We start from the raw sequence: 20,571 nt of genomic DNA, 5'->3' as shown, positions 1-20,571 counted from the left end.
CCAGTATAACACGGGCGACCCGAACAATTGAGTGGATTGGTGTTGTTAATTGAATGACCCGTATTTGTAGGGTGGGTTAGGCGGGAACTCAATCATGGCACGTAAACGTTCAATGAACTATCCGCCGTAACCCACCAAATTAAGTAGAGAGTAACTAAATTGAGGAAAGGGCGACCCGATCCAATTGAGTGGATTGGTGTTGTTAATTAGGCGAAGCGGGTCGCCCCTACAGAATGTTAATTGTGGGGGGAATGGGTTATTTTTGCGATCGCGTCCTATCTACCTTAACTTTTCTTGGTAAACTTTTAGAGTAATCTTTATCATCCCTAAATCGTCATGACTCTTCAACACGATGAAACCTTAGAGCAAATTTACCAGCTTCTAGACAGTTTACCTAGCGAAGTGCTATTTAAGCCTGATCGGATGACACCTGATCAGAGCAATGAATGGCATAAAACCCGATCTACTCAGCACCTCATAGCTGAATGCTGGAAAAGTAAGTTTATTATTAAATCTGGATACTATCCAATAGACGAGGCTTTGGATCGAAAAGATATTTCTAAATGTAAAGCCGAGTTAATTAGATTATCAGTTGATGAGCTAAAGGCTCGATGGGAACTTTACCAAGTTGCTGAAAAGTACGTCAAAAATGCCCATGAATTTCTACAGTATTTCACGCATTATGCAAAAAACTTCCCCAAACCCATAAGTCATCTTTGGGAGAAATTACTGGATAAAGAATTATTGAAGCCGTATCCTTTTACCTCAGCTTATGAGTTATTTGCCGAAACCGTAAAAGAAGCTGTGGATCATTCTATATTAATTTCTTTAGAAAAATACTATGAAGTTCCTATCAGAAAATGGGGGAAGGCTAGTCGGTTCTTTGTTGAAATACTAGAACGAGCCGATTCTGATGGAGTTTATCCCAAGCTCGATAGTATAGAAGAAAGCAAATTTAAAAATTATTTATCTTGGGATAAGGTAACTTTTTCCTGGTCAGGCATGACGTTATGGGTATGCCAAATTGAAGCCTCCAATGATCCATTGCTGAGAGATCGACTGATAACTTATCATAAAACATTTAAGGACGTACTGATTAAAACAGTGAAAGCCAGCCGAAAAGTTCACGGATTTAAGTGGGAGAATGGACAAATAGTCCCTGCTTCTGGTCGTGGCGGAGTTTACCGCTAATCTTAACATAACTTCACATCTGGAACAAACTTGATCTCCTCTCAGGGGTACTCCCTTATTTTGGACAAGTACATATCTTAAGGAGAGTTGCCATGTCCAACATTCATGTAACCATTCTGGTATCCTTACTTCTTGGTTCAGTGATTGCTTTAGGGAAATTTCTCCAAGATCCGAAGCTACTGCTTTTAGGCTACGCTGTTTTCGGCGGTTATTGGTTTTGGTTCTTACATAAAGCCTTGCTAGCTATCGTTGAGTTAGCCACCCAAGGACAGTAAATTAGCAAACAATAGAGACATTCTCCTAGAACGCCTCTACGAAAAATGCATCGCGTCAACTTCTTTAATCCATAAAGACTTAACCATCTTGTGAATACAGTAAGCCCCCCTTTTGAAGGGGGGTTTGGGGGGATCTGCCAATGTTAGATTCACTAACCGACTACGAGTCGTTTTCTAATTCACAAAGACTTGACCATCTTCTTGAATTCTCAGTACCCCTTGGTTACTGTCCAACGTGGTTTCTTCTTCAAACGTAACCTCCAACTGTCCAGTTTCATCAACAGATATAGGCATCATCTGAAGCCAGCCATCATCCTGACGAACGGCAGTTATCGTAATCGGTGTGGGTAAGTTTTGCAGAACAATTTCTTCTCCACCTGACATAAATCGACGATCCGTATGTCCGACGGCTTGATAAGAAACGACAGCATTAGTGTTATTTTTTAGTCGCACATCAACAGTACCGTTTTGGGGAGTAATTCGGACAACTGCATCACTACGGATCTCAGGTTGAGACACGCTTGCTGGAGGGGGTACAGGAGTCATCTGTCTACTAGGCACTTGACCGCCTCGACCCATCTGTGTTGCCTCATTCGGCGGACACCCCTGTGGAACCATGCGCGTGCTATTGTAAGGTTCTTCGTAGTAGATTCCCGGACAAGGATTGACTTGAGATAAGGTAGAAAAAGGTGCGGCTGATGCTTCTAAAATTGTTACTGGTAAGCTAATTAGAACACCACCGACTATCGCGCCTAATAGTCCGGCATTTTTGAGATTACTTAGATTACTCTGATGTTGTTTTTTCATGAAAACCTCTTTTAAAATCATCTATGGACGATAGTTTCGCAACCAAAACTAAAATTACTTACTTATTTGAATTCTCAGGCAAGACAATTTCCCGATCCGTAACCGCTTAAGGTATACGAATACTTTTAGATCAAGAACCGAGTTGCCTCTGTTTACGTTGTCCACCTAACAATTTAACCGCTTCTATGTGACTGTCTCATCTACCTAGGGAAGGGCATAACCTTCTATCGAAAGTAGGAGTTGTCTATAAGCCTAGAGTATAAAGGAAAACTAAAATAACTGGATTTTATGGAAAAATCAGTATATAGGAAGATGCAAAAAAAATAATAATTTCTGTAAATTAAGCTTCATCAGAACGCTTACTGTACGATCCGTTTCATCTGTTCAAAACTTGCTGTTTCAGGGGAGAGGTATTAATGTTTACTTATATAGATAGATGGATAATTTACCCTAGTTAGATAAATTTTTATCATGCAAGTTAAATTCAGAACCTCAATGAAAAATTTGTATAAATTGATAGGATTGACAACCCCAGCGTTGATGGCATTGGGTACAGCCTCGGCTGTGGCGACAACAACATCATCTCCAAGACACCAGCCCTCCACTTCAGCCGGAATATCTGTAGAAAATGAAACCCATGATAAACTAGCACAAGTCTCAGCCAACTGTCGCCAAGTGGCAGCTATAGGAGGGGGGTTATATGTGCGAGAACAACCAACGGTTTATAGTGAGTCTGTCGCCGTATTAACAGATGGACAAACTGTCACGATTGAGAATGGTGGCACCAAGTATTGGGTTCCGATTTCCGCCCCTGTATCAGGTTATGCGTTTAGAGGTTTTCTCACGTCTTGTTAATCTACTCAGTAGGGGAACAGGGAACAGGGAACAGGGAACAGGGAATAGGGAATAGTTAGGATTTGACTCAAAAACGATAACCTAAACTACCAAATATAGCAACCGCCACAACGGTTAGGACACTAAGTCCATCTCAAAACAATACATGGCATTCACCAGTATGTCATAATGACCCTGGCGACTGCTATAATACCAAATCCGGGTTAGCTACCCCCGTTATAACCTAGTCCGCGCAGGCGGACTTTGTTTGTGTAGCAGCGATTTCAATCGCCTCCTATCACTCAGCAAAAATATCTAACTGCTGTACCGATGTGTCTGGTGTAATCGTTTCCGTATCCTTGGCTTTCTTGCCAATCCCTTTCCGCAATCCCATGGCAATTTTACTATGCTTTTCAATTTGCCCCATCACCTGCTTTGCCCGTTGAATCACCGCCGGGGGTAAACCCGCCAGACGCCCCGCTTCAATCCCATAGGATTTATCCGCCCCGCCGGGTTGAACTTGGTGTAAAAAGATAATTTCATCGGGCAATTCTTTCACCGTAACCTGATAATTGGCAACATTCTCTAAAATAGACGCCAGTTCGTTTAATTCATGGTAATGCGTAGCAAAAATAGTCCGTGCCTGAATTTCCAGAGACAGATATTCCGCCACCGCCCAAGCAATAGATAACCCATCAAACGTGGCGGTTCCTCTGCCAATTTCATCTAATAAAACCAGGGACTTATTGGTGGCATGATTTAAGATATTTGCCGTTTCATTCATCTCCACCATAAACGTGGATTGACCCGTGGCTAAATCGTCAACCGCACCAACCCGCGTAAAAATGCGATCGCAGATTCCCAATGTCGCCGATGTCGCTGGCACAAAACTCCCCGTCTGTGCCATAATTTGAATTAATCCCACTTGGCGTAAATAGCAACTTTTGCCACTGGCATTGGGTCCGGTGAGGATAATTAAATCGGGACGTTGATGACTCCCCGTCTCCGTCTTTTCCGCAGATGATGACGTTGATTCTTCCCATCCCAAATGCGCCGAATTAGGGACAAAGAACCCGATTGGCAGAGACTTTTCTACCACCGGATGGCGTCCATCAATGATTGTAATCTCTCGCCCTTCTACCATCGTGGGACGAGAATACCCCTGGCGTACCGCTACTTCCGCTAAACCCGACAAAACATCAATCGCCGCCACAGCGCGAGACAGATTGCGAATTAACTGGGCATAATTCCCCACTTGGGTGCGTAATCCAACAAAAATCTCGTATTCTAAGCGGTTTAAATCATCGCGTGCGGTGAGAATCCGGGTTTCGCGTTCTTTTAAATCGGGAGTAATGTAGCGTTCTTCGTTGGTGAGGGTTTGTTTGCGGATGTACTCGTCAGGAACTTGGTCGGCTTTAGAGCGAGCGATACTGATGTAATAGCCGAAGGTTTTGTTGTATCCTACTTTTAAATTGGTAATACCCGTGCGATCGCGTTCCGTGACTTCTAGGTTAGCAATCCATTGCTGATCTGCTTCTGCCATACGGCGCATTTCATCCAGTTGGTCATTCACCCCAGGACGAATTAAATTACCTTCCTTAATCTGCAACGGTGGCGATTCCACTAGATGGGCGCGAATGCTTTGTCCTAACTGTTCTAATTCAGGAGGAAAGGTTTGCAATGCCTTCAGATAGGGAGAACCCCCATACGCCGCCAGTTCTGCCAAGTCGGGTAATTTTAACAGCGAATCCGCTAACGCCACCAAATCCCGTGCATTCGCCGTTCCGGAACTTGCCCGTCCGGTTAATCGCTCTAAATCATAAATTCCCCGTAATAACTGACGTAAATCTTCCCGCAGTCCGGTATTTTCCGTCAACTCCTGAATCGTATTCTGTCGCGCCCGAATTCCTTTACTATCTAACAGAGGTTGCAATAACCAACGGCGTAATGCCCGTCCGCCCATGGAGGTACTGGTTTGATCCAATGCCCAGAGTAGGGAACCATGAAATGTATTATCCCGCACCGTGGTGGTAATTTCTAAATTACGGCGGCTTTGGTGATCCAGAATCAGATAATCGGCTAACGTATACGTGCGTAAATGTTGCAGGGCGACATAATTTTCCTTCTGCGTGTCTTCCAAATATTCCAGCAATCCCCCCGCCGCCCTAACTCCCAGAGGCAAATGTTCACACCCCATCCCTTCTAGCGATCGCACTTTAAATCGTTCCAAGAGTCGTTGTCTAGCTTCTGATGAACTGAAGGGGGTTTGGGAACGCAGACTGTAGCAAAAGGAGTTGGGTAACCAATCGGGTAACGACTGCGATTTTTCCCCTGGACGCAGCATACTCCCTAAATCCGGGGCGTTGGTGGGAATCAGCACTTCTGAAGGGTGCAAGCGCAACAGTTCCTGTACCAGTAACTCTAAATCCGTGGCTTGGGTGGTGAAAAATTCCCCCGTGGAAATATCCGCATACGCCAATCCCCAATGATTCCCCGCCATCACCACCGCCGCCAGGAAGTTATTGCGTTTAGCATTTAGCATCCCGGCTTCGGTTAACGTACCGGGGGTAAGAATGCGAGTAATTTCTCGTTTCACCTGACGCCCTTCTTTAGCGGCGACGGATGCATCTTCGACTTGATCACAAATTACAATCGCATAGCCTTTTTCCACTAACTGAGTCGCATGGCGTTCAATCGAGTGATGAGGAACACCTGTCATCGGAACTCGTCCCACCCCCTTCCCCGCCTCCTTACTGGTGAGGACTAATTCCAATTCTTCCGCCACTCGCCGCGCATCTTGGAAGAAGGTTTCATAGAAGTCGCCAACTCGGTACAGCAGTACCGCATTCGGATACTGGTCTTTAAGTTCCGCAAAATGCTGCATCATCGGCGTTAGCTGTTGGCGGTCTACTGTCCGATGATCCATATTTTCCGCCGCCACCTGCTTCGCCTTCTCGGTGGCGCGAACGTCGGTAGCACCGTTGGATTCGGGAGTAGATGCGTTGGAATATCCGCTCATGAACAGTTTTGATATGCCGACAACAATCATGACTTTACCGTAATCTGGGGAGGATTGGTAGTGAAGGTTTGTTAGGATTGCCTGGGAGTGGGTGCGAAGCCTCGCCTTAAACCCAGGGTACGGCAATGCCGTACCCCTACGGAAGAATTGATTAGGTAGGGACACGATACCATCGTGTCCTGATTTAGATCTAACAGACAAACGTGCGATCGCGCCGTTTGTAGTAGGGGCTTTAGCCTTAAACAAGTTACGTCGAAGAGAATTAACGGAACTCGACCAACTCACCTAAAACTCACACCCACTGGATTATATAAGTTAGCGGTTGGGTGCGGGGCGGGTTTATTGAATTAAAAAGTGTCTCGCCACAGATAACAGTAAAACCCGCCCCTACGAATTAATTGGTTTTGTCAGTATTTAGGTTTAATTGACCAATTTATAGGGAATATGATCAACAGGCAAGTTAGGCGATCGCCTCTTTAACGCTCTGAATCTGAAATCCTGAATCAAGAGGTTATAGGCGGACACATTTTCCCATGATGAAAAGTATACCAGAAAATCGGGCGATCGCACTTTACCGTCATCCTCACTTTTCACGGTATGTGGCGCAACGTGAATGTTGATTGTGTAGGGGCGGGTTTCACTACTATCTTTTCGGTGACACCCGGATGTTACTAAACCCGCCCAGACGCGCCATGGCGCGTCTCTACAATAGTTTATAGACTTCCCATGAAAAGTCAGACCGTCATCGGGGTAGGATTAGTATAGCACTACGCATTAAGGTTAGGACAAGTGAAGAAAAATTAAAATCGCTCAATCCCTTGTCAGGTTAGCTTTCGTCTTCACTATTGCCCATTCCCCATTCCCTAGCGCGTAGCGCTATATTAAACAGTTGTGGCAATTTTGAAACCTGCGCTCATTGCTATACCTGGGTTTTAAGATTCTCACCGATCAGCACTCAAATAGGATGGCTATATCTTTGAGGAAGAGAAAGGAAATGGATAAAACTGCTGTAATGGCTCTAACGATTGGTACGTGGATATTCGGATGGGAGGTGGCTCAAGCGGCTAACCCTAGCTTGGGGAGTTCTTTTCAAGAGTGGTGTCTAAACAAAACCAGTTTATCAGCTGAGGCAAGGAAAACAGTGGAAGTGTTGTTAGAAGAAGCGGGTACGAGTGACTGTAAACAAGCTGATGACAACCTATCAAGTCGCACTGAACTTGACCTCAGCTTTAGCCAAATAACAGATGTCAGTTCTCTATCTGGACTTACTAATCTGAGTTTGCTTGACCTCAGCAATAACCAAATAACAGATGTCAGTCCTCTATCTGGACTTACCAATCTGACTGGGCTTGACCTCGGAGAAAATCCCATACCACAGCCAACTTGTCCAGTCAGTTCCCCAGATGTTTGCGGGTTCTGACCCTAACATTGACAGGTGACGCACCAAAAATTAATTTGAGTTAATGGGTAAACCTAAAATGACCGCTTATACGATAGACTTTAACCCAATCATGCAGCTTACCGACGACCAATTCTATCAATTGTGTCGGGCTAATCCGGAGCTGAAATTTGAGCGGAATGCCCAAGGAGAATTAATTATTATGCCCCCCACTGGCGGAGAAACCGGAAAACAAAACTTTGAACTGGTCATTGATTTTGGGATATGGAATCGCCAAACTCGATTAGGAGTTGGGTTTGACTCCTCCACCTGCTTTAAACTCCCCAACGGCGCTAATCGTTCTCCGGATTTGGCTTGGGTGATACAGGAACGCTGGGATGCACTATCTCCCGAACAACGCACCAAGTTCCCACCAATTTGCCCTGATTTTGTGGTGGAATTGATGTCTCCTTCGGATAGATTAAAAGACATCCAGGATAAAATGAAAGAATATATCGAGAATGGCGCTCGTTTGGGTTGGTTAATTGCGCCAGGAATGAGACGAGTGGAAATTTATCGTCCTCAGCAATCTGTTCAGGTTTTAGAGGTTCCAGCTACTCTTTCAGGAGACGAGGTTTTACCCGGATTCATCCTGGATTTAAGCTCTCTTTGGTGAGAGTTAGTTTGTAGTAAGGGCTTTAGCCTCCCTCCAATTATGTCGAAGAGAATAAACGGAACTCGAAAAACTCACCGAAAACCCACACCAACTGGATTATACAAGTTAACGGTTGGGTTCGGGGCGGGTTTATTGAATTGAGAAGTTTCTCGCCAAAGATAACAGTCAAACCCGCCCCTACGGGTTAACGCTTATGTGGGTTAAATTGTCAAATCTAGAGGGAATAAAATTAACAGGCAAATTAGGCGATCGTCTCTTTAGATCTCTGAGTCGGAAATCCTGAATCAAGAGGCTATAGGCGGACACATTTTCCCATGGTATAAAGTATACCAGAAAATCGGGCGATCGCACGTCATCAGGGCAGGATTAGTATTAAAGGTTTGTTAGGATTGGGCATTCAGCAGCAGAAAGACTGGAAAATTGACTGAGTAGACGTAAACTCGACGTAACAACACCAGTGCCAATCCCTATTTATCATATTACAGACATCAAAAATTTAACGTCTATATTGGAACAGGGTGGATTATTCGCTTATAATTGGCTGCGCCAAAATAACATCAATTACATCAGTATTGCTTATCAAACTATCCAATATCGCCGTGAAACTACTACGGTTCCCTGTGGCGCTGGTGGCGTATTACATGATTATGTGCCATTTTACTTTGCCCCCCGTTCCCCGATGCTCTACACGATTCACAGAGGGAATGTGCCGGGTTATACTCAAGGACAACGTAGCGTCCTTTATTTAGTTTCCTCTGTCGAGGCGATCGCGACAAACATACCAGGGTTTGTCTTTACCGATGGTCATGGGATTATGGCGTACTCAGACTTTTATGATGATCTGGCTTATTTAAATCGGATTGATTGGCAGATTATGAAAGAGAACTACTGGGCAGATACGCCAGACGATGGAGATAGAAAGCGCAGACGACAAGCTGAGTTTTTGGTGCATCGATTCTGTCCGTGGAGGCTCATTGAAGAGATTGGCGTGTTCAATTCTACAATCCAAGTACAGGTACGGCAACTATTACAAAAGTTGAACTATCAGCCTCCCGTTAATGTTTACCGTGATTGGTACTATTAACGTTAAAATAATCGTATAACTCCGATTCAAGTCATCCATTCAGAACCGTGATTGAGTTTAAGCAAGGCAACCTACTCGAAGAAAACACGGAAGCCCTCGTCAACACCGTCAACTGTGTCGGTGTCATGGGTAAAGGAATAGCCTTGCAATTTAAACAAGCATTTCCCGAAAACTTCCGTGCTTACAAAAAGGCTTGTAATGCCCAGAAAGTAAAACCGGGGCGAATGTTTATTGTACCCACCGATCAATTGTTTCCCCGATATATTATTAATTTTCCCACTAAACGTCATTGGAAAGGACAATCAAAACTAGAGGATATTCAAGCTGGACTGAAAGCGTTAGTGGCTGAGATTAAGCGGTTAAATATTCATTCTATTGCCATTCCGCCTCTTGGATGTGGGAATGGCGGATTAGATTGGCATAATGTTAAACCACTGATTGAATCAGCCTTAGCTGAATTGCCAGACGTGCAGGTGGTTATCTTTGAGCCGCAAGACGCACCAATAGCCAATACAATGCCAGTAGCGACATCAATCCCTAAAATGACTCGCGCCCGGGCTTTATTGATTCGCTTACTGGAACTCTATAGTATTCCGGGTTATCAACTCACGAAACTGGAAATCCAAAAACTTGCCTATTTCTTACAAGTAGCGGGTGAACCCTTGAAACTGCGGTATGTTAAACATCACTATGGTCCCTACGCCGATAATCTGAATCATGTTTTGCAACGGATTGAAGGGCATTTTATTCGGGGTTATGGTGATCGCAGTAATAATTCTCAAATTCAGGTATTGCCTAGGGGGAGAGAAGCCGCCCATACTTTTTTAGCACAAGACCTGGAGGCTAATGACTGTCTCCAGCGAGTGGGAAATTTAATTCAAGGTTTTGAAACGCCTTATGGATTAGAAATGCTAGCGACGATTCACTGGGTTACTCAAGAGAATCCTGAAGCCGCTACGGATGTTGATGTGATGATTGATCAGGTGCATCAATGGAGTGAACGGAAACGCAAACGCTTTCAACCGGAACATCTTCGCAAGGCTTGGCAACGTCTTCGTGAGAAGAGCAATTGTGGTTAATGGAACGAATTATTTTGTTAATCTTAACCCAGTCCAAGGGAAAGAACAAGCTGGAAAACGTCCTGTGCTTGTTCTTTCAATTGATGCCATTAATCGTTTACCGCTAGGGGTAACGGTTATTGCAGGCACATTTTTATAGGTGAAAAGTATACCAGAAAATCGGGCGATCGCACTTAATGTTGACTGCCCCCTTGATAATTTAGTCCACGCAGGCGGACGCAAGTTTATGTAGCTGTGATTTTAATCGCCATGGCTTGATATCATGAATCCACCATCAGCTTCAGCCGTACAATTTGTTCGCCTGTTTCATCCAGGGGAACTTCAATCACATCATTCGTGAGACGATCCAAACAATTGAGGAGCGATCGCAGATGGGGGGTACTTGCCCCAGTATCCACGTATAATCGATCCGATAGGCTACTCAGCCGTTTCCAACTTGTGTAAAGTTTCCCCACGGTTTGCTCCAACACAGATGCCTGTTTAACCAAATCAGCCGCCGTATTCAAACAATCTAGCCGCAGGGCTTCCTGGAGTGCCAATTCCATATCCAACGACGAATCCTGAATCGCTTGCACTTGGGCGGCGGCGTCGAGGTATTTCGCCAAGAAACGGGCGTCTGATGTGGTTTGTTTCACCGTATCCACATCAGGATTTGCCGCGACTTCCTCTTGTAGCGGTTTCAGATGGGTTTCTGGCAACTTCTCCATTTCTTTCACCAACGGTGCCAGATAACGGGCGGGCATAGTTCCGGCTGAGGCTTTGTCTTTTACTTCATCAGGGAGTAACTCGGAGGACATAGCAGTCCATTCATCGGCTAGCTGCTTCACCTCACGCCGCGTAATCCGATCGCCCTGTTGCGCCTTATCGCTAACCAGTTGTTGCACTTCGGGGGCAGATTTGGCGGTTTCCACAAATGCCCGTTTACTGAAATTACGGATCGCATCGGGATTGAGTTTGCCTTCAGCCAGGAGGGTATCGGCACTATTTGCCAGTTCAATCAGGGAATATGCCTGACTTTTACTAATTTCACGGCTTTTCAGCCAGTTGAGAAAGCCCGTACCACGTCCATCCCCGCCTTTTTTCTCGCGATCGCGCACCACACGCAGAATCCGCCCGCGCCAGATCTCGGTTTGTAAGTCGAAGCGATCGCACACTCGCCAAGCGTTATCGACAAGTTGCTGAAAGTCATAGTCCTGAATGTCCTCATCCTCTGGATCAGGAAGCTGGAAATTCAAATCAACGGGTTCTTCAAGGACAGCCGCGAGTTCGGCAGTGGATTCGGGGATTTCAACCATAGGGATGCTAATCGTCGAGCGATCAAACGGGGTTATTACAGCTTCTCAAATTATAGAGGGACGCCACCACTAGAGTAATAGAGGTGAGGCTGGTGCGGGTAATGCACAAGATATGCCAATCGGCAAGGGTTCAGCTCACTTTTATGCTATAGCAGTAGACACTTCGATTAGGACAAAGGCACCATTGTCGAGACGTTGCATGCAACGTCTCTACTTTCATCAAAGTTAACGGTTGAGAGTAGGAAGGAATAGGGAACCGTTCTGATTCCTCATCGTTTATGTCAAAAAATCCTGACATAAATCTGTCTCTAGTTTCAGTAAATGCTTCTGTGACAGAAAAAGCGTACTTTTTGTCCCGCCCATAATCGAGGATCGGTAAGATGAGAGCAGATAGTCAGTGAGGGAATAGTCCTCAGGCGCTGACAGTGCTGCACTCCAATAGGAGGCTGGCGACTGAAGAGAAGCCGGGGTTGATTTTTCCAGGTTGCGGTAGTATCTCTAGGAGAAGAATCATCCCTTGTGCGATCGCGATCGCGACTAGAGTCTTCTTGTTTCCCTAATGATGACAACTTCAGGTTATGACTACATTAAACCCTACCATTCCGGTTGATGCCGAACAGATCAATAGTATAAGTATATTTGAACTCATCCCGCCAGAAGTGCTGCAATGGATTAATGAGTTATCCTGGGAAGAGCGACGCTATATTTTATCACTGTGTCATTTAATTTGTACGGTTCCCCTAGATAAACAAGCGGAATTTCTCGATAACTATACAGCAGACAGTTTGGTATTAAAACTTCTCCAAGAGCAAGCCCCGAAAGATTGGGTGACTCGCTCTTTCAAAAAACTCCACATCAATCAAAAACTCACGAATACTGTATTAAAAAACTATATTAAACAGTATTACATTCATTCCGCCCAAGACCTACGCACCAAACCTGATCGCGACATCGAGTATTTAGAATCTGTTCTCCGTCTCATTAATGATCCAGAAGAGCGTAATAATCTATTTCATTACATCTTAGGTAGCGAAATCATCAAAATGCTGTTCCAAATGAGCTGGCTGCAACACGAGCGATTTTATCGTTTACAGAAAAACCAAGAATATTTTATTAATCATTATATTAAACCCATCCAACATACCCATCGCTTAAATGGTCTGGTTGTCCCCAAAGACGAAACACTTTTCTTTGCTAAACGGGACTACTTCATCAAAAAGCCTGATATTAGAGACAAGCAGTTAACTGAGTTACTGATGTCTACGTTTACAACAGCTCAAGTTAGCAATTTGGGCTTTTTTATTAGCCATAATCTAGATTTTGTCATGTTTGACTATGACTCTATTTTTACCTCAGAGCCAGAATGTATTTTTCTTTGCTGACTGCGCTGAGAATTTGATGCCCTGATTTTCAAGTGCTGATGTGGTCTAGACTGAATGAAGAATACTAAGTATTGTAAAAAAAATTAAACCTAATCCGCTGATATCTAAATTTTTCCATAGCCAGACTTGACAGACAGGGTTAAGTGACTGAGACTTATATATTTAAAGGCGTGGTAAAGGGTTGAATCTAGGCTAATGATAAGCTGTCATGCATTTAAATTGGGTATTAGTAGCGAGCAAGATGCTCGCACTACACTGTAATTTTGTCCACCTACTTAATTTCAACCATGCTAACCACTACCTCGAACAGTCTAGAAGAAACTCAAGGGATTGGCGTCCTAGAGAAGATCACATTGGCTGTAAAAAAATGGGCAAAGACGCTTCCCACCGATCAGCGAAAGCATATCATGTCACTCTGTTACTTAATCTGTGCAACTTCGCCCGAAATACAAGCAGAATTGACGGGGTTTTTAGACGATTATGTAGCCGATAGCTTAGTGGAACAGATTTTACAAGATCGAATCCGCCTTCAGCTAGTCACCAAGTATTTGCGAGAATTCTGTATTGAAAAAGAACTCGATCCTTTAGTGTTAAACAGCTATATCGAACAATTTTGTATTCATTCAGCCCAAACGTTACAAAAAGAACCCGAACTCTATTTAGAGTTTGTGCTGCGACTGATTCATAGTCCAGAAGAACGTCATGATCTTTTCAATTATATTTTGGGCTATGAAGTGATTAAAATGATGTTTCAGATGAGTTGGCTACAACACGAGCGATTGTATCAGCTTCAGAAGAATCAAGAACGTTTTATCCGCAGTTATATCAAACCCATTCAACATGCTCATCGAATTAATGGGATTGTGGTACCGAAAAATGAAACCGTATTTTTTGCTAAACGTGACTACTATATCAAGCAGCCCCAAATTTCCGAAAAGAAATTGATTGAATTGGTTTTATCGACTTTTGACCATAAAATAGTTATAAATTTAGGGTTTTCAATAAGCTGCACTCTAGACTTTTTGGCATTTGACTATGACTATATTTATGGCAATGAAGAAGCCGACTGTATATTTTATGCAACTGTTTAAAGCCCTAATTAGTCGGACTTTCATCAAAATTAGCGGTTGAGATGAGGAAGGAACAGTAATGGTTTGAGGCTGGTTAACATTTAGTTTAACCGTTGATTACTGCTAGTAATCCTTTAATGACCAGCAGGCTAAGAGTAGCGATAATCGTTACAGCTATCAGTAATCCTAACAATAACCAGACCAGAAAAAACCAATCTGTCTGTTTTTCCGGTTGAGGACTATCCAAATAGGTTTCCAGCAGTGCCATATTTTTAGTATTTGCCTTCCAGGTTGCATCAGCAATATCGCCCACGACGGGTACGGAACCGATAACTGTATCCAAAAGGATATTAATCACCATTTGCCCTAATAGCGATCGCGGGATACCAATCCGTGCGGCTTCGAGTACGATATAGGCAGAGAATGCTGTACCTAAAAAATCACCAGCTCCGGGTAATAATCCTAACACCGGATCTAACCCGAAACGCCACGGTGTTCCCGGAATAGGAATGGCATTGTCAAGCAAATTGCTCAACCGACGCAGACGGCGGAGAGTAGAGGTTTTGGAGTTATGGGTCATTGGATTTTGGATTCGGATATTTCAGATACTCTTTGTAACTCAGGTTTGTCACTGGATTGCTGTTTATCCGCTTGCATGGCTTCCCCGACGGTAAAATTAAGCTGATCTCCTAATAAAAGTACCAGAGATGTCATATATAACCAAAGCTGTAAAACAATCACCGCCCCCAAAGCGCCGTAAATTTTGTGATAATTGCTGAAATTAGACGCCACGTAATGCCGAAATACACCGGATACAATCGCCCAAGATACCGCTGCCAAAACCGCTCCAGGTATGATCGGGGTTCCCTGACGCCAGTGGCTGATGCCAAAGCGGTAGATAATCGCAAAGACGATGGCAACTAAGCTTAAGGCAATCAACCAACTTAACAGCCTCAATAGGGTCAACAAGATGACAACAATACTTTTATATTCCACCAAGTTGACCGCCCAGTTACTAATAAACAAGATAAATGAGGCGATGAATAGGAGTAAAACGCTGCCTAGGGTCAACCCCATAGCAATCAATTTAGCTTTCCAAAAGGGTCGAGTTTTTTCTGAAGGAATTTGATTAATTTGGTCAAGGGCATTCATCGCCGCATTCAGCGCCCCGGAAGACACCCAAATTGCCATAATGAAGCTCAGCGAAAATAAACCTCGATTATCGGTAAGGTTAATTCCCTCAGCGAAATTACGCATCAGTTGCATCGCCTGTTCAGGCGCGACTTCACTAAGCTGATCGGCTGGATTCGTCCAGGGGAAAAATTGTTTGAATAATTCAATCACGGTGAAAATCACCAAAATTGCTGGAAACAGGGCTAACATGGCGTTATATGCCATCTGAGAGGACAAACTCAAGAGCCGATGTTTTAAGGCACGGCTGACGGTGATTCTTAGGGTTGCCAGATTCAGATACCGAAAAAAATGTAAGAAACGGAGTAGACGGGGACGTAGCATAAATAATGGGTAGGGTAGCAGTATCGTTCACCCTTACTGTGCCAAATTTTTTGACCGTTAAATACAAACAGGAGTCAGTATAGGGAGCTACACAATGCCCTATGTGTCCAGAACCCCCTACAGGAGCAGTCTGCAATGAGCAATGATGTCAGACAGTGGTTAGCCGAAATCAAGGAACTGAAACAGCAACTCGCCGATAGTATTCGCGATCGCGATGCTGCCAATGAATCGGCGGCTAACTGGCGTCGTCTCTACAATACCGAAGCCCAGCAACGCCGCACGGAAGCCCGACTTGCCCAACAACAGATTGACACCCTCACCCTGGAAATCCAACAACTGCAACAGGAGAAGGCTCAATTCAAAGCTCAAGATCCCGACGCCACCTCCGCCATTGAACAGGAAGTGGCAAAACTGCAAACCCTAGAACAGGTGCAACAAAAACTGATCGAGGTGATCATGGAGCGCGATCGCCTCATCGATGCCTTGAAACTTGAGCAAGCCAATCATGCCCAAACCCGCAACAGCTTAACCGCAGTCATTGGCGATACGATTGACCAGTTGACCAAACAACGTGACACTACAGACAAGTAAGGACATTTGAAGTTCGCACAAACTGTAACAATTTTGGCATCACCTCTCCCTCTATAGACAAGGGCATGATCAGGTCTCTAGAGAGAATAGCCAGAAACATCAAGCTAACCCCTTTCATCCTTCAGGAGTATTTTTCACCGGAAATTGATTTTGTGAGGAAACCTTGAATTTATAGTATCGCTCCTTGGTATAATTTACATTTCGGCTCATTGAATGAGATAATAGAACTGTGAGGTAAAGAACGGAAAAAAATTTGAAGATAAAGGGGGAACTTATGAAACATAAGATTCTAGCAATGATAACCTTACTGACTCCCCTAGTGTTCGCTAGCTCCGTCAAAGCGGAAAATCCACTTCATGTGCAACAGTTACTATCCACTGGAGCCTGTGCCAACTGCGATCTATCGGGAGCTGATCTCAAAGGTGCCCATCTGATTGGCGCTGACTTGAGAGAGGCGAATTTGCAAGGTGCTAACCTGAGCCACGCGAACCTTGAAGGTGCGGATCTACGCGAGGCAAATTTGGCGGGGGCGAATTTGACAGGCGCTTTTGTCACCAATGCGGATATGAAAGAAGCGAATTTGAACCGGGTGAATTTTACAGAAGCCACGATTTACGATGCCAACGTCTATGGCGCATCAATGCAGAATATGACCATTAGTGATGCTGATATATTCTACACGGGCATCGGTGTAGGCGGTGAAGGCGAGGGAGAAGTCGTCCCCGATTGGTATTAAGCATCAATCTGATGGTTTAGAATCGTAGGGGCGCAAGGCTTGCGCCCCTAAATTTTAAGCTGTAATGCATTTAAATTGGGTATTATAGCACTACGCATTGAGGTTAGGACAATAAAATTAGGTGAAAAGGCAATAGGGAAAAGGCAATAGGCAACAGAGTCATGTCCTAACGTATGCCCGTAATGCTATAGTAGCGAGCAAGATGCTCGCTGTTCCCTCCTGCCTTCTGCCTTCTGCCTCCTGCCTTCTGCCTTCTGCCTTCTGCCTTCTGCCTTCTGCCTTCTGCCTTCTGCCTCCTGCCTCCTGCCTTCTGCCTCCTGCCTTCTGCCTTCTGCCTTTTGCCTTCTGCCTTCTGCCTTCTGCCTCCTGTCTCTTCCCCCACCACAACACTTATTCAGCAACCCCTACCAAAACCTCTCCCACGGCTACCCGCATACCATTAGCAAAATCCCAAGCAGACTGAGCGCGTTTACCCGCTAGCTTAACTTCGCGCAGTAGCAACAATCCTTCACCCGTTTGAATAATTGATCCGATTCCCTTAAGAATACTCACCACTTCTCCGGGATGCCCAGAGGCTTCCTTTACAGACAACCACTGTTGCTCCGAAATCGTTAAATCTGTCGGCAATTGGGGAAAATAAGCCTCTCCCAGAGGAGTAGTTGCCAGGATTTTCAATGATTTATCCCGAAATGAAGCGACACAATTGGGAACAAATCCTCTGATCTGATTATGTATTTCTATGGCAGAGCGTGACCAATCTACAGCATAATCCGACTTTTGAATCAGGGGTGCATAAGTAGCTTGGGAATTATCCTGGGCGATGGGTTGAACATCTCCTTGGTTGAGCTTCAGCAGCGTTTCGATTAACAAATCCGCCCCCAAATCCGACAGTCTTACGGCTAACTGATGGGCATCGTCCAATAGCCCAATGGGTGTGTGAGCCTTCAGTAACATGGGTCCGGTATCCATCCCAGCATCCATAAGCATGGTAGTAATGCCAGTTTCGGTTTCGCCATGATACAAACACCATTGGATTGGGGCGGCACCCCGGTATTTCGGTAGAAGTGAACCATGGACATTCACACAGCCGAGTCTGGGCATATCAAGAATTTCTTGAGACAGAATCTGCCCATAAGCGACAACAACAAATACATCTGCCCCAGCTTGGTTGAGTTGGCTCAGGGTTTCTGTGTGCTTTTTCACCCGTTTGGGTTGCCAGACGTGCAGTTGATGGGTTAGCGCCAGAGTTTTTATTGGTGAAGGAGAGAGTTTATTTCCCCGCCCTCGACGTTTATCGGGTTGAGTGACTACACCCAGAACATTAAAGTCTGAATGGTTGATTAAGCGTTCTAAAGTGGGTACGGCGAATTGAGGCGTACCAAAGAAAATAACGTTCATCTTAACTTTCAGGCAAAAACTGACGAATGACAAATGACGAATAACAATTTTACTCAACAGAAATAGCAATCCGGCGATTGCGCTGCTGGTTGGCATCAGTATCATTTGCCACCAGGGGACGAGTTTCACCATAACCCACAACTAACCAGCGATAATCCTCTGCCAAAGCACGCGCGAAATATTGCTCCACGGCTTTGGCACGACGAAAGGATAGTTCGCGATTATCCTCAGGTTCGCCTTGGCTGTCTGTATGAGCGGCAATGCGAATGGTACTGGCGGGATAGTTACGTAAATCCGCAATAATTTTATCTAAAATCAAGCCCGCCTCTGGACGCAGTAGACTATTATTGCCCTCAAATAAAACATCACTGGGTAACGTCACCTTCAACTTTTGAGTTGACTGAAACGAGTTCGACGAGGTTGTCGCCACCGTAGCCTTCGGATTCTCCCGATTGGATGTTGCCTCTTCAGGGGGAGGTTGAACGCCGTCAAGTTGCAGCGCGATCGCTTGTAAGCGTTTTTCTAACGATTCATTGGGGCGACTATTACCCAGTTGAGTTTCTAAGGTAGCAACTCCTTCACTCAAGGCTTGCAGTTGACCTTGCAGTTGAGTGAGCCGGGCTTGCACCTGTTGTCTCTGTACGGGAGTCAGTTGAGGTGGCGAACCTGTCGGTTCTGGTATCGATGTTGGGGTAGTATGGGGAGAAACGACTGGCATCTGCCCTTCAAAATGGCTTGCCATTTTGAGGAAAAAGGGTTTTTCAGGGTTAGTTCTGGGATAGAACGTGGCAAGGACAATGCCCACAATTAAGGCTAAACCGCCACTGACGCCCAATAGTAGCACTCGGAATATAAAAACGAGAAACCAAGGGCGTTGAGACCTCAAAGAGGCAGAAGTCGTTTGATCTGCTGAATGAGCGGATTGAATCACCGATTTTCCTGAATTTTATTCAGACCTTAGAAGAATAACACCAATACATCCATTAATTCGATCATGCCATTTGTTAGAAGTTTGTCACCACCTCTAATTAGATGGGGGAGATGGGGGAGATGGGGGAGATGGGGAAGATGGGGGAGATGGGGTGATCGGAGAATTTCCCGGTTCCCTGTTCCCTAATCACCAATCCTCTACTCAAGAGTGAAAACTTTCGTAAAAAGGTTGAGTTGTAGGATGCCTTAGCTTGATATACATAGACTATAGAACGTTGCCATAGTTCCCAGAACAAAACGTTGCTCCTCACACAAGACGCGCCGTTTAGCAACCTCACCCCGATCAATGTTCAAACTAATAGTCCGCTTATTCAGATGGTTTTGTTCCCCACCATACCTCTTACTGTTTGCTCCTTGGCTACTGATGACTGATAACGTATCTGCCCAAACTCAATCGGTTCAAACCCCTGAACCCGCTTATTTTCCTGTAGAAACAGACCCTCCATCGGTGTCTTCTCCCCCAGCGCATCTTGACGTGACTGAAGAAATCGCTCCCGATATGATTGAGACCATAGAGCAGATTGATCCTCTTGATAGTCCTCATCCTGTCCCGTGGAATTGGGTATTGGCAACCCAAGCGGAACTAGCGGCAAGTGACACCTTCGGTTTACGCTACTACCGCAGCCAATCATTAGTGTCTCCAGATGGTCAATATGCTGCCTATAGTCGCATTTCCATGCAAGGGCAACCTGAACTCTATCGCAGCCGAGTTACCAGTGTGATGTTCCTAGAAGATTTGCAGACTGGAGATTTACAAACCCTTACGGCGTCATCTCCCTTATCGGATAATCCCTTAGTCAGTAAGGAAGATGCGGATATGCCAGGAACCTTCGCGATGTTGATCCCCGTGTCTTGGTCACCGTCTAGCGATCGCCTTTTAGCACGACAGTTTGAAGGCTTGTTCAGTACATCCTTTGCTTCGGATTATGCGGTGATTTGGGATCGCCAGAAAAATCGCACCTATACTGTCGCACCTGAACCCATTGACTATACCCATGCGGTGTTATTGGGGTGGAGTCAAACCCATCCTGATCAGGTTCTGTTTCGAGTCGGTGAACTGGGTCAAGAGCGTTGGCCCGTGTGGTCTGTTGATTTCCAAGGTGAAACCAACCTCGCCTTTGACGATGAACCGATTGTGTATGGTCAAGTGGTTAACCAGGTTTGGACGGGACCTCAAGCACGTTGGTAAAGAGGAAAGAACGTTGGCATAAGCCATCTTAGCTGTAGGGGCAATTGATGAATTGCCTCTAC

The 20,571-nt window shown here is 45.0% G+C and carries 22 protein-coding genes and 1 pseudogene; 13 read left to right on the top strand and 10 right to left on the bottom strand.

Features of this window, described 5'->3' with window-relative positions; translation table 11 throughout:
• Positions 1-336 precede the first annotated feature (336 nt).
• Both RIE73_RS21750 and RIE73_RS21745 read left to right on the top strand, forming a co-directional pair.
• On the top strand, positions 337-1,191 hold the full coding sequence (locus tag RIE73_RS21750; protein ID WP_446403167.1) for a hypothetical protein: 855 nt from the start codon (positions 337-339) through the stop codon (positions 1,189-1,191).
• 92 nt (positions 1,192-1,283) lie between these two features.
• Positions 1,284-1,466 (top strand): hypothetical protein, encoded by a 183-nt coding sequence (locus RIE73_RS21745; protein WP_446403166.1) that lies wholly within the window; start codon positions 1,284-1,286, stop codon positions 1,464-1,466.
• A gap of 174 nt (positions 1,467-1,640) precedes the next feature.
• Here the strand turns inward: RIE73_RS21745 and RIE73_RS21740 are convergent, their stop codons facing one another.
• Complete coding sequence (locus tag RIE73_RS21740) at positions 1,641-2,273, bottom strand: hypothetical protein (RefSeq protein ID WP_446403165.1); 633 nt, start codon at positions 2,271-2,273, stop codon at positions 1,641-1,643.
• 495 nt (positions 2,274-2,768) lie between these two features.
• Between RIE73_RS21740 and RIE73_RS21735 the strand changes: the two genes are divergently transcribed.
• A complete protein-coding gene (locus RIE73_RS21735) occupies positions 2,769-3,128 on the top strand; it encodes an SH3 domain-containing protein (RefSeq protein WP_446403164.1) in 360 nt (119 codons plus the stop codon).
• Positions 3,129-3,405: 277 nt separating this feature from the next.
• On the opposite strand, the gene mutS is transcribed toward RIE73_RS21735, so the two are convergent.
• Complete coding sequence (gene mutS, locus RIE73_RS21730) at positions 3,406-6,033, bottom strand: DNA mismatch repair protein MutS (protein WP_446403191.1); 2,628 nt, start codon at positions 6,031-6,033, stop codon at positions 3,406-3,408.
• 513 nt (positions 6,034-6,546) lie between these two features.
• Entirely contained in the window at positions 6,547-6,720 is a 174-nt protein-coding gene (locus tag RIE73_RS21725) for a hypothetical protein (RefSeq protein WP_446403163.1), read from the bottom strand.
• A 400-nt stretch (positions 6,721-7,120) separates the two neighbouring features.
• On the opposite strand from RIE73_RS21725, the gene RIE73_RS21720 reads away from it, so the two are divergent.
• The 5 genes and pseudogenes from RIE73_RS21720 to RIE73_RS21700 form a co-directional block, all read left to right on the top strand.
• Positions 7,121-7,546, top strand: coding sequence for a leucine-rich repeat domain-containing protein (locus RIE73_RS21720; protein WP_446403162.1), 426 nt, complete (start codon positions 7,121-7,123; stop codon positions 7,544-7,546).
• A 58-nt stretch (positions 7,547-7,604) separates the two neighbouring features.
• The gene (locus RIE73_RS21715; protein ID WP_446403161.1) at positions 7,605-8,180 is read left to right on the top strand and encodes a Uma2 family endonuclease; all 576 of its coding nucleotides are present in this window, start codon (positions 7,605-7,607) and stop codon (positions 8,178-8,180) included.
• Positions 8,181-8,637: 457 nt separating this feature from the next.
• Positions 8,638-9,264 (top strand): type II toxin-antitoxin system toxin DNA ADP-ribosyl transferase DarT, encoded by a 627-nt coding sequence (gene darT / locus RIE73_RS21710; protein WP_446403160.1) that lies wholly within the window; start codon positions 8,638-8,640, stop codon positions 9,262-9,264.
• Positions 9,265-9,311: 47 nt separating this feature from the next.
• The gene (gene darG, locus RIE73_RS21705) at positions 9,312-10,343 is read left to right on the top strand and encodes a type II toxin-antitoxin system antitoxin DNA ADP-ribosyl glycohydrolase DarG (protein ID WP_446403159.1); all 1,032 of its coding nucleotides are present in this window, start codon (positions 9,312-9,314) and stop codon (positions 10,341-10,343) included.
• Positions 10,333-10,473: pseudogene (locus RIE73_RS21700) on the top strand (type II toxin-antitoxin system PemK/MazF family toxin); the annotation flags it as partial. The gene darG and the pseudogene RIE73_RS21700, both read left to right, overlap by 11 nt.
• Before the next feature lie 130 nt (positions 10,474-10,603).
• Here RIE73_RS21700 and RIE73_RS21695 read toward each other — a convergent pair.
• Positions 10,604-11,638, bottom strand: coding sequence for a hypothetical protein (locus RIE73_RS21695; protein ID WP_446403158.1), 1,035 nt, complete (start codon positions 11,636-11,638; stop codon positions 10,604-10,606).
• Positions 11,639-11,952: 314 nt separating this feature from the next.
• On the bottom strand, positions 11,953-12,207 hold the full coding sequence (locus RIE73_RS21690; protein ID WP_446403157.1) for a hypothetical protein: 255 nt from the start codon (positions 12,205-12,207) through the stop codon (positions 11,953-11,955).
• 9 nt (positions 12,208-12,216) lie between these two features.
• Between RIE73_RS21690 and RIE73_RS21685 the strand changes: the two genes are divergently transcribed.
• Positions 12,217-13,020 (top strand): hypothetical protein, encoded by an 804-nt coding sequence (locus RIE73_RS21685; RefSeq protein ID WP_446403156.1) that lies wholly within the window; start codon positions 12,217-12,219, stop codon positions 13,018-13,020.
• Positions 13,021-13,307: 287 nt separating this feature from the next.
• Positions 13,308-14,111 carry a cobyrinic acid a,c-diamide synthase gene (locus RIE73_RS21680; RefSeq protein WP_446403155.1) on the top strand — a complete coding sequence of 268 codons (804 nt, stop codon included), beginning with the start codon at positions 13,308-13,310 and terminating at the stop codon, positions 14,109-14,111.
• A gap of 85 nt (positions 14,112-14,196) precedes the next feature.
• Here the strand turns inward: RIE73_RS21680 and RIE73_RS21675 are convergent, their stop codons facing one another.
• Positions 14,197-14,670: a DUF4112 domain-containing protein gene (locus RIE73_RS21675; protein WP_446403154.1), complete on the bottom strand. Its 474-nt coding sequence runs from the start codon at positions 14,668-14,670 to the stop codon at positions 14,197-14,199.
• Positions 14,667-15,605 (bottom strand): YihY/virulence factor BrkB family protein, encoded by a 939-nt coding sequence (locus tag RIE73_RS21670; protein ID WP_446403153.1) that lies wholly within the window; start codon positions 15,603-15,605, stop codon positions 14,667-14,669. Before RIE73_RS21670 ends, RIE73_RS21675 begins: the two co-directional genes overlap by 4 nt.
• 135 nt (positions 15,606-15,740) lie before the next feature.
• Here RIE73_RS21670 and RIE73_RS21665 point away from each other — a divergent pair, with 135 nt between their 5' ends.
• The gene (locus RIE73_RS21665) at positions 15,741-16,196 is read left to right on the top strand and encodes a hypothetical protein (protein ID WP_446403152.1); all 456 of its coding nucleotides are present in this window, start codon (positions 15,741-15,743) and stop codon (positions 16,194-16,196) included.
• Between the two features lie 274 nt (positions 16,197-16,470).
• Positions 16,471-16,932, top strand: a complete 462-nt coding sequence (locus RIE73_RS21660; RefSeq protein WP_446403151.1) for a pentapeptide repeat-containing protein — start codon at positions 16,471-16,473, stop codon at positions 16,930-16,932.
• A 159-nt stretch (positions 16,933-17,091) separates the two neighbouring features.
• Here the strand turns inward: RIE73_RS21660 and RIE73_RS21655 are convergent, their stop codons facing one another.
• Genes RIE73_RS21655 through RIE73_RS21645 form a run of 3 tightly spaced genes read right to left on the bottom strand, consistent with a single transcriptional unit; the run spans position 17,092 to position 19,261 of the window.
• Positions 17,092-17,322, bottom strand: coding sequence for a hypothetical protein (locus RIE73_RS21655; RefSeq protein ID WP_446403150.1), 231 nt, complete (start codon positions 17,320-17,322; stop codon positions 17,092-17,094).
• Entirely contained in the window at positions 17,323-18,330 is a 1,008-nt protein-coding gene (fmt, locus tag RIE73_RS21650) for a methionyl-tRNA formyltransferase (RefSeq protein WP_446403190.1), read from the bottom strand.
• 49 nt (positions 18,331-18,379) lie between these two features.
• Positions 18,380-19,261, bottom strand: coding sequence for an OmpA family protein (locus tag RIE73_RS21645; RefSeq protein ID WP_446403149.1), 882 nt, complete (start codon positions 19,259-19,261; stop codon positions 18,380-18,382).
• A gap of 423 nt (positions 19,262-19,684) precedes the next feature.
• Between RIE73_RS21645 and RIE73_RS21640 the strand changes: the two genes are divergently transcribed.
• The gene (locus RIE73_RS21640; RefSeq protein ID WP_446403148.1) at positions 19,685-20,509 is read left to right on the top strand and encodes a hypothetical protein; all 825 of its coding nucleotides are present in this window, start codon (positions 19,685-19,687) and stop codon (positions 20,507-20,509) included.
• Positions 20,510-20,571 lie beyond the last annotated feature (62 nt).

The organism is Coleofasciculus sp. C1-SOL-03 (genome assembly GCF_040220555.1).
Classification (GTDB): Bacteria; Cyanobacteriota; Cyanobacteriia; order Cyanobacteriales; family Coleofasciculaceae; genus Coleofasciculus.
This window is presented reverse-complemented; position numbering and strand designations above follow the sequence as displayed.

Coding starts and splice junctions, on each gene's coding strand:
- RIE73_RS21750 (WP_446403167.1), top strand. CDS start 337: ATGACTCTTCAACACGATGAAACCTTAGAGCAAATTTACCAGCTTCTA.
- RIE73_RS21745 (WP_446403166.1), top strand. CDS start 1,284: ATGTCCAACATTCATGTAACCATTCTGGTATCCTTACTTCTTGGTTCA.
- RIE73_RS21740 (WP_446403165.1), bottom strand. CDS start 2,273: ATGAAAAAACAACATCAGAGTAATCTAAGTAATCTCAAAAATGCCGGA.
- RIE73_RS21735 (WP_446403164.1), top strand. CDS start 2,769: ATGAAAAATTTGTATAAATTGATAGGATTGACAACCCCAGCGTTGATG.
- mutS (WP_446403191.1), bottom strand. CDS start 6,033: ATGGATCATCGGACAGTAGACCGCCAACAGCTAACGCCGATGATGCAG.
- RIE73_RS21720 (WP_446403162.1), top strand. CDS start 7,121: ATGGATAAAACTGCTGTAATGGCTCTAACGATTGGTACGTGGATATTC.
- RIE73_RS21715 (WP_446403161.1), top strand. CDS start 7,605: ATGACCGCTTATACGATAGACTTTAACCCAATCATGCAGCTTACCGAC.
- RIE73_RS21695 (WP_446403158.1), bottom strand. CDS start 11,638: ATGGTTGAAATCCCCGAATCCACTGCCGAACTCGCGGCTGTCCTTGAA.
- RIE73_RS21685 (WP_446403156.1), top strand. CDS start 12,217: ATGACTACATTAAACCCTACCATTCCGGTTGATGCCGAACAGATCAAT.
- RIE73_RS21680 (WP_446403155.1), top strand. CDS start 13,308: ATGCTAACCACTACCTCGAACAGTCTAGAAGAAACTCAAGGGATTGGC.
- RIE73_RS21675 (WP_446403154.1), bottom strand. CDS start 14,670: ATGACCCATAACTCCAAAACCTCTACTCTCCGCCGTCTGCGTCGGTTG.
- RIE73_RS21670 (WP_446403153.1), bottom strand. CDS start 15,605: ATGCTACGTCCCCGTCTACTCCGTTTCTTACATTTTTTTCGGTATCTG.
- RIE73_RS21665 (WP_446403152.1), top strand. CDS start 15,741: ATGAGCAATGATGTCAGACAGTGGTTAGCCGAAATCAAGGAACTGAAA.
- RIE73_RS21660 (WP_446403151.1), top strand. CDS start 16,471: ATGAAACATAAGATTCTAGCAATGATAACCTTACTGACTCCCCTAGTG.
- fmt (WP_446403190.1), bottom strand. CDS start 18,330: ATGAACGTTATTTTCTTTGGTACGCCTCAATTCGCCGTACCCACTTTA.
- RIE73_RS21640 (WP_446403148.1), top strand. CDS start 19,685: ATGACTGATAACGTATCTGCCCAAACTCAATCGGTTCAAACCCCTGAA.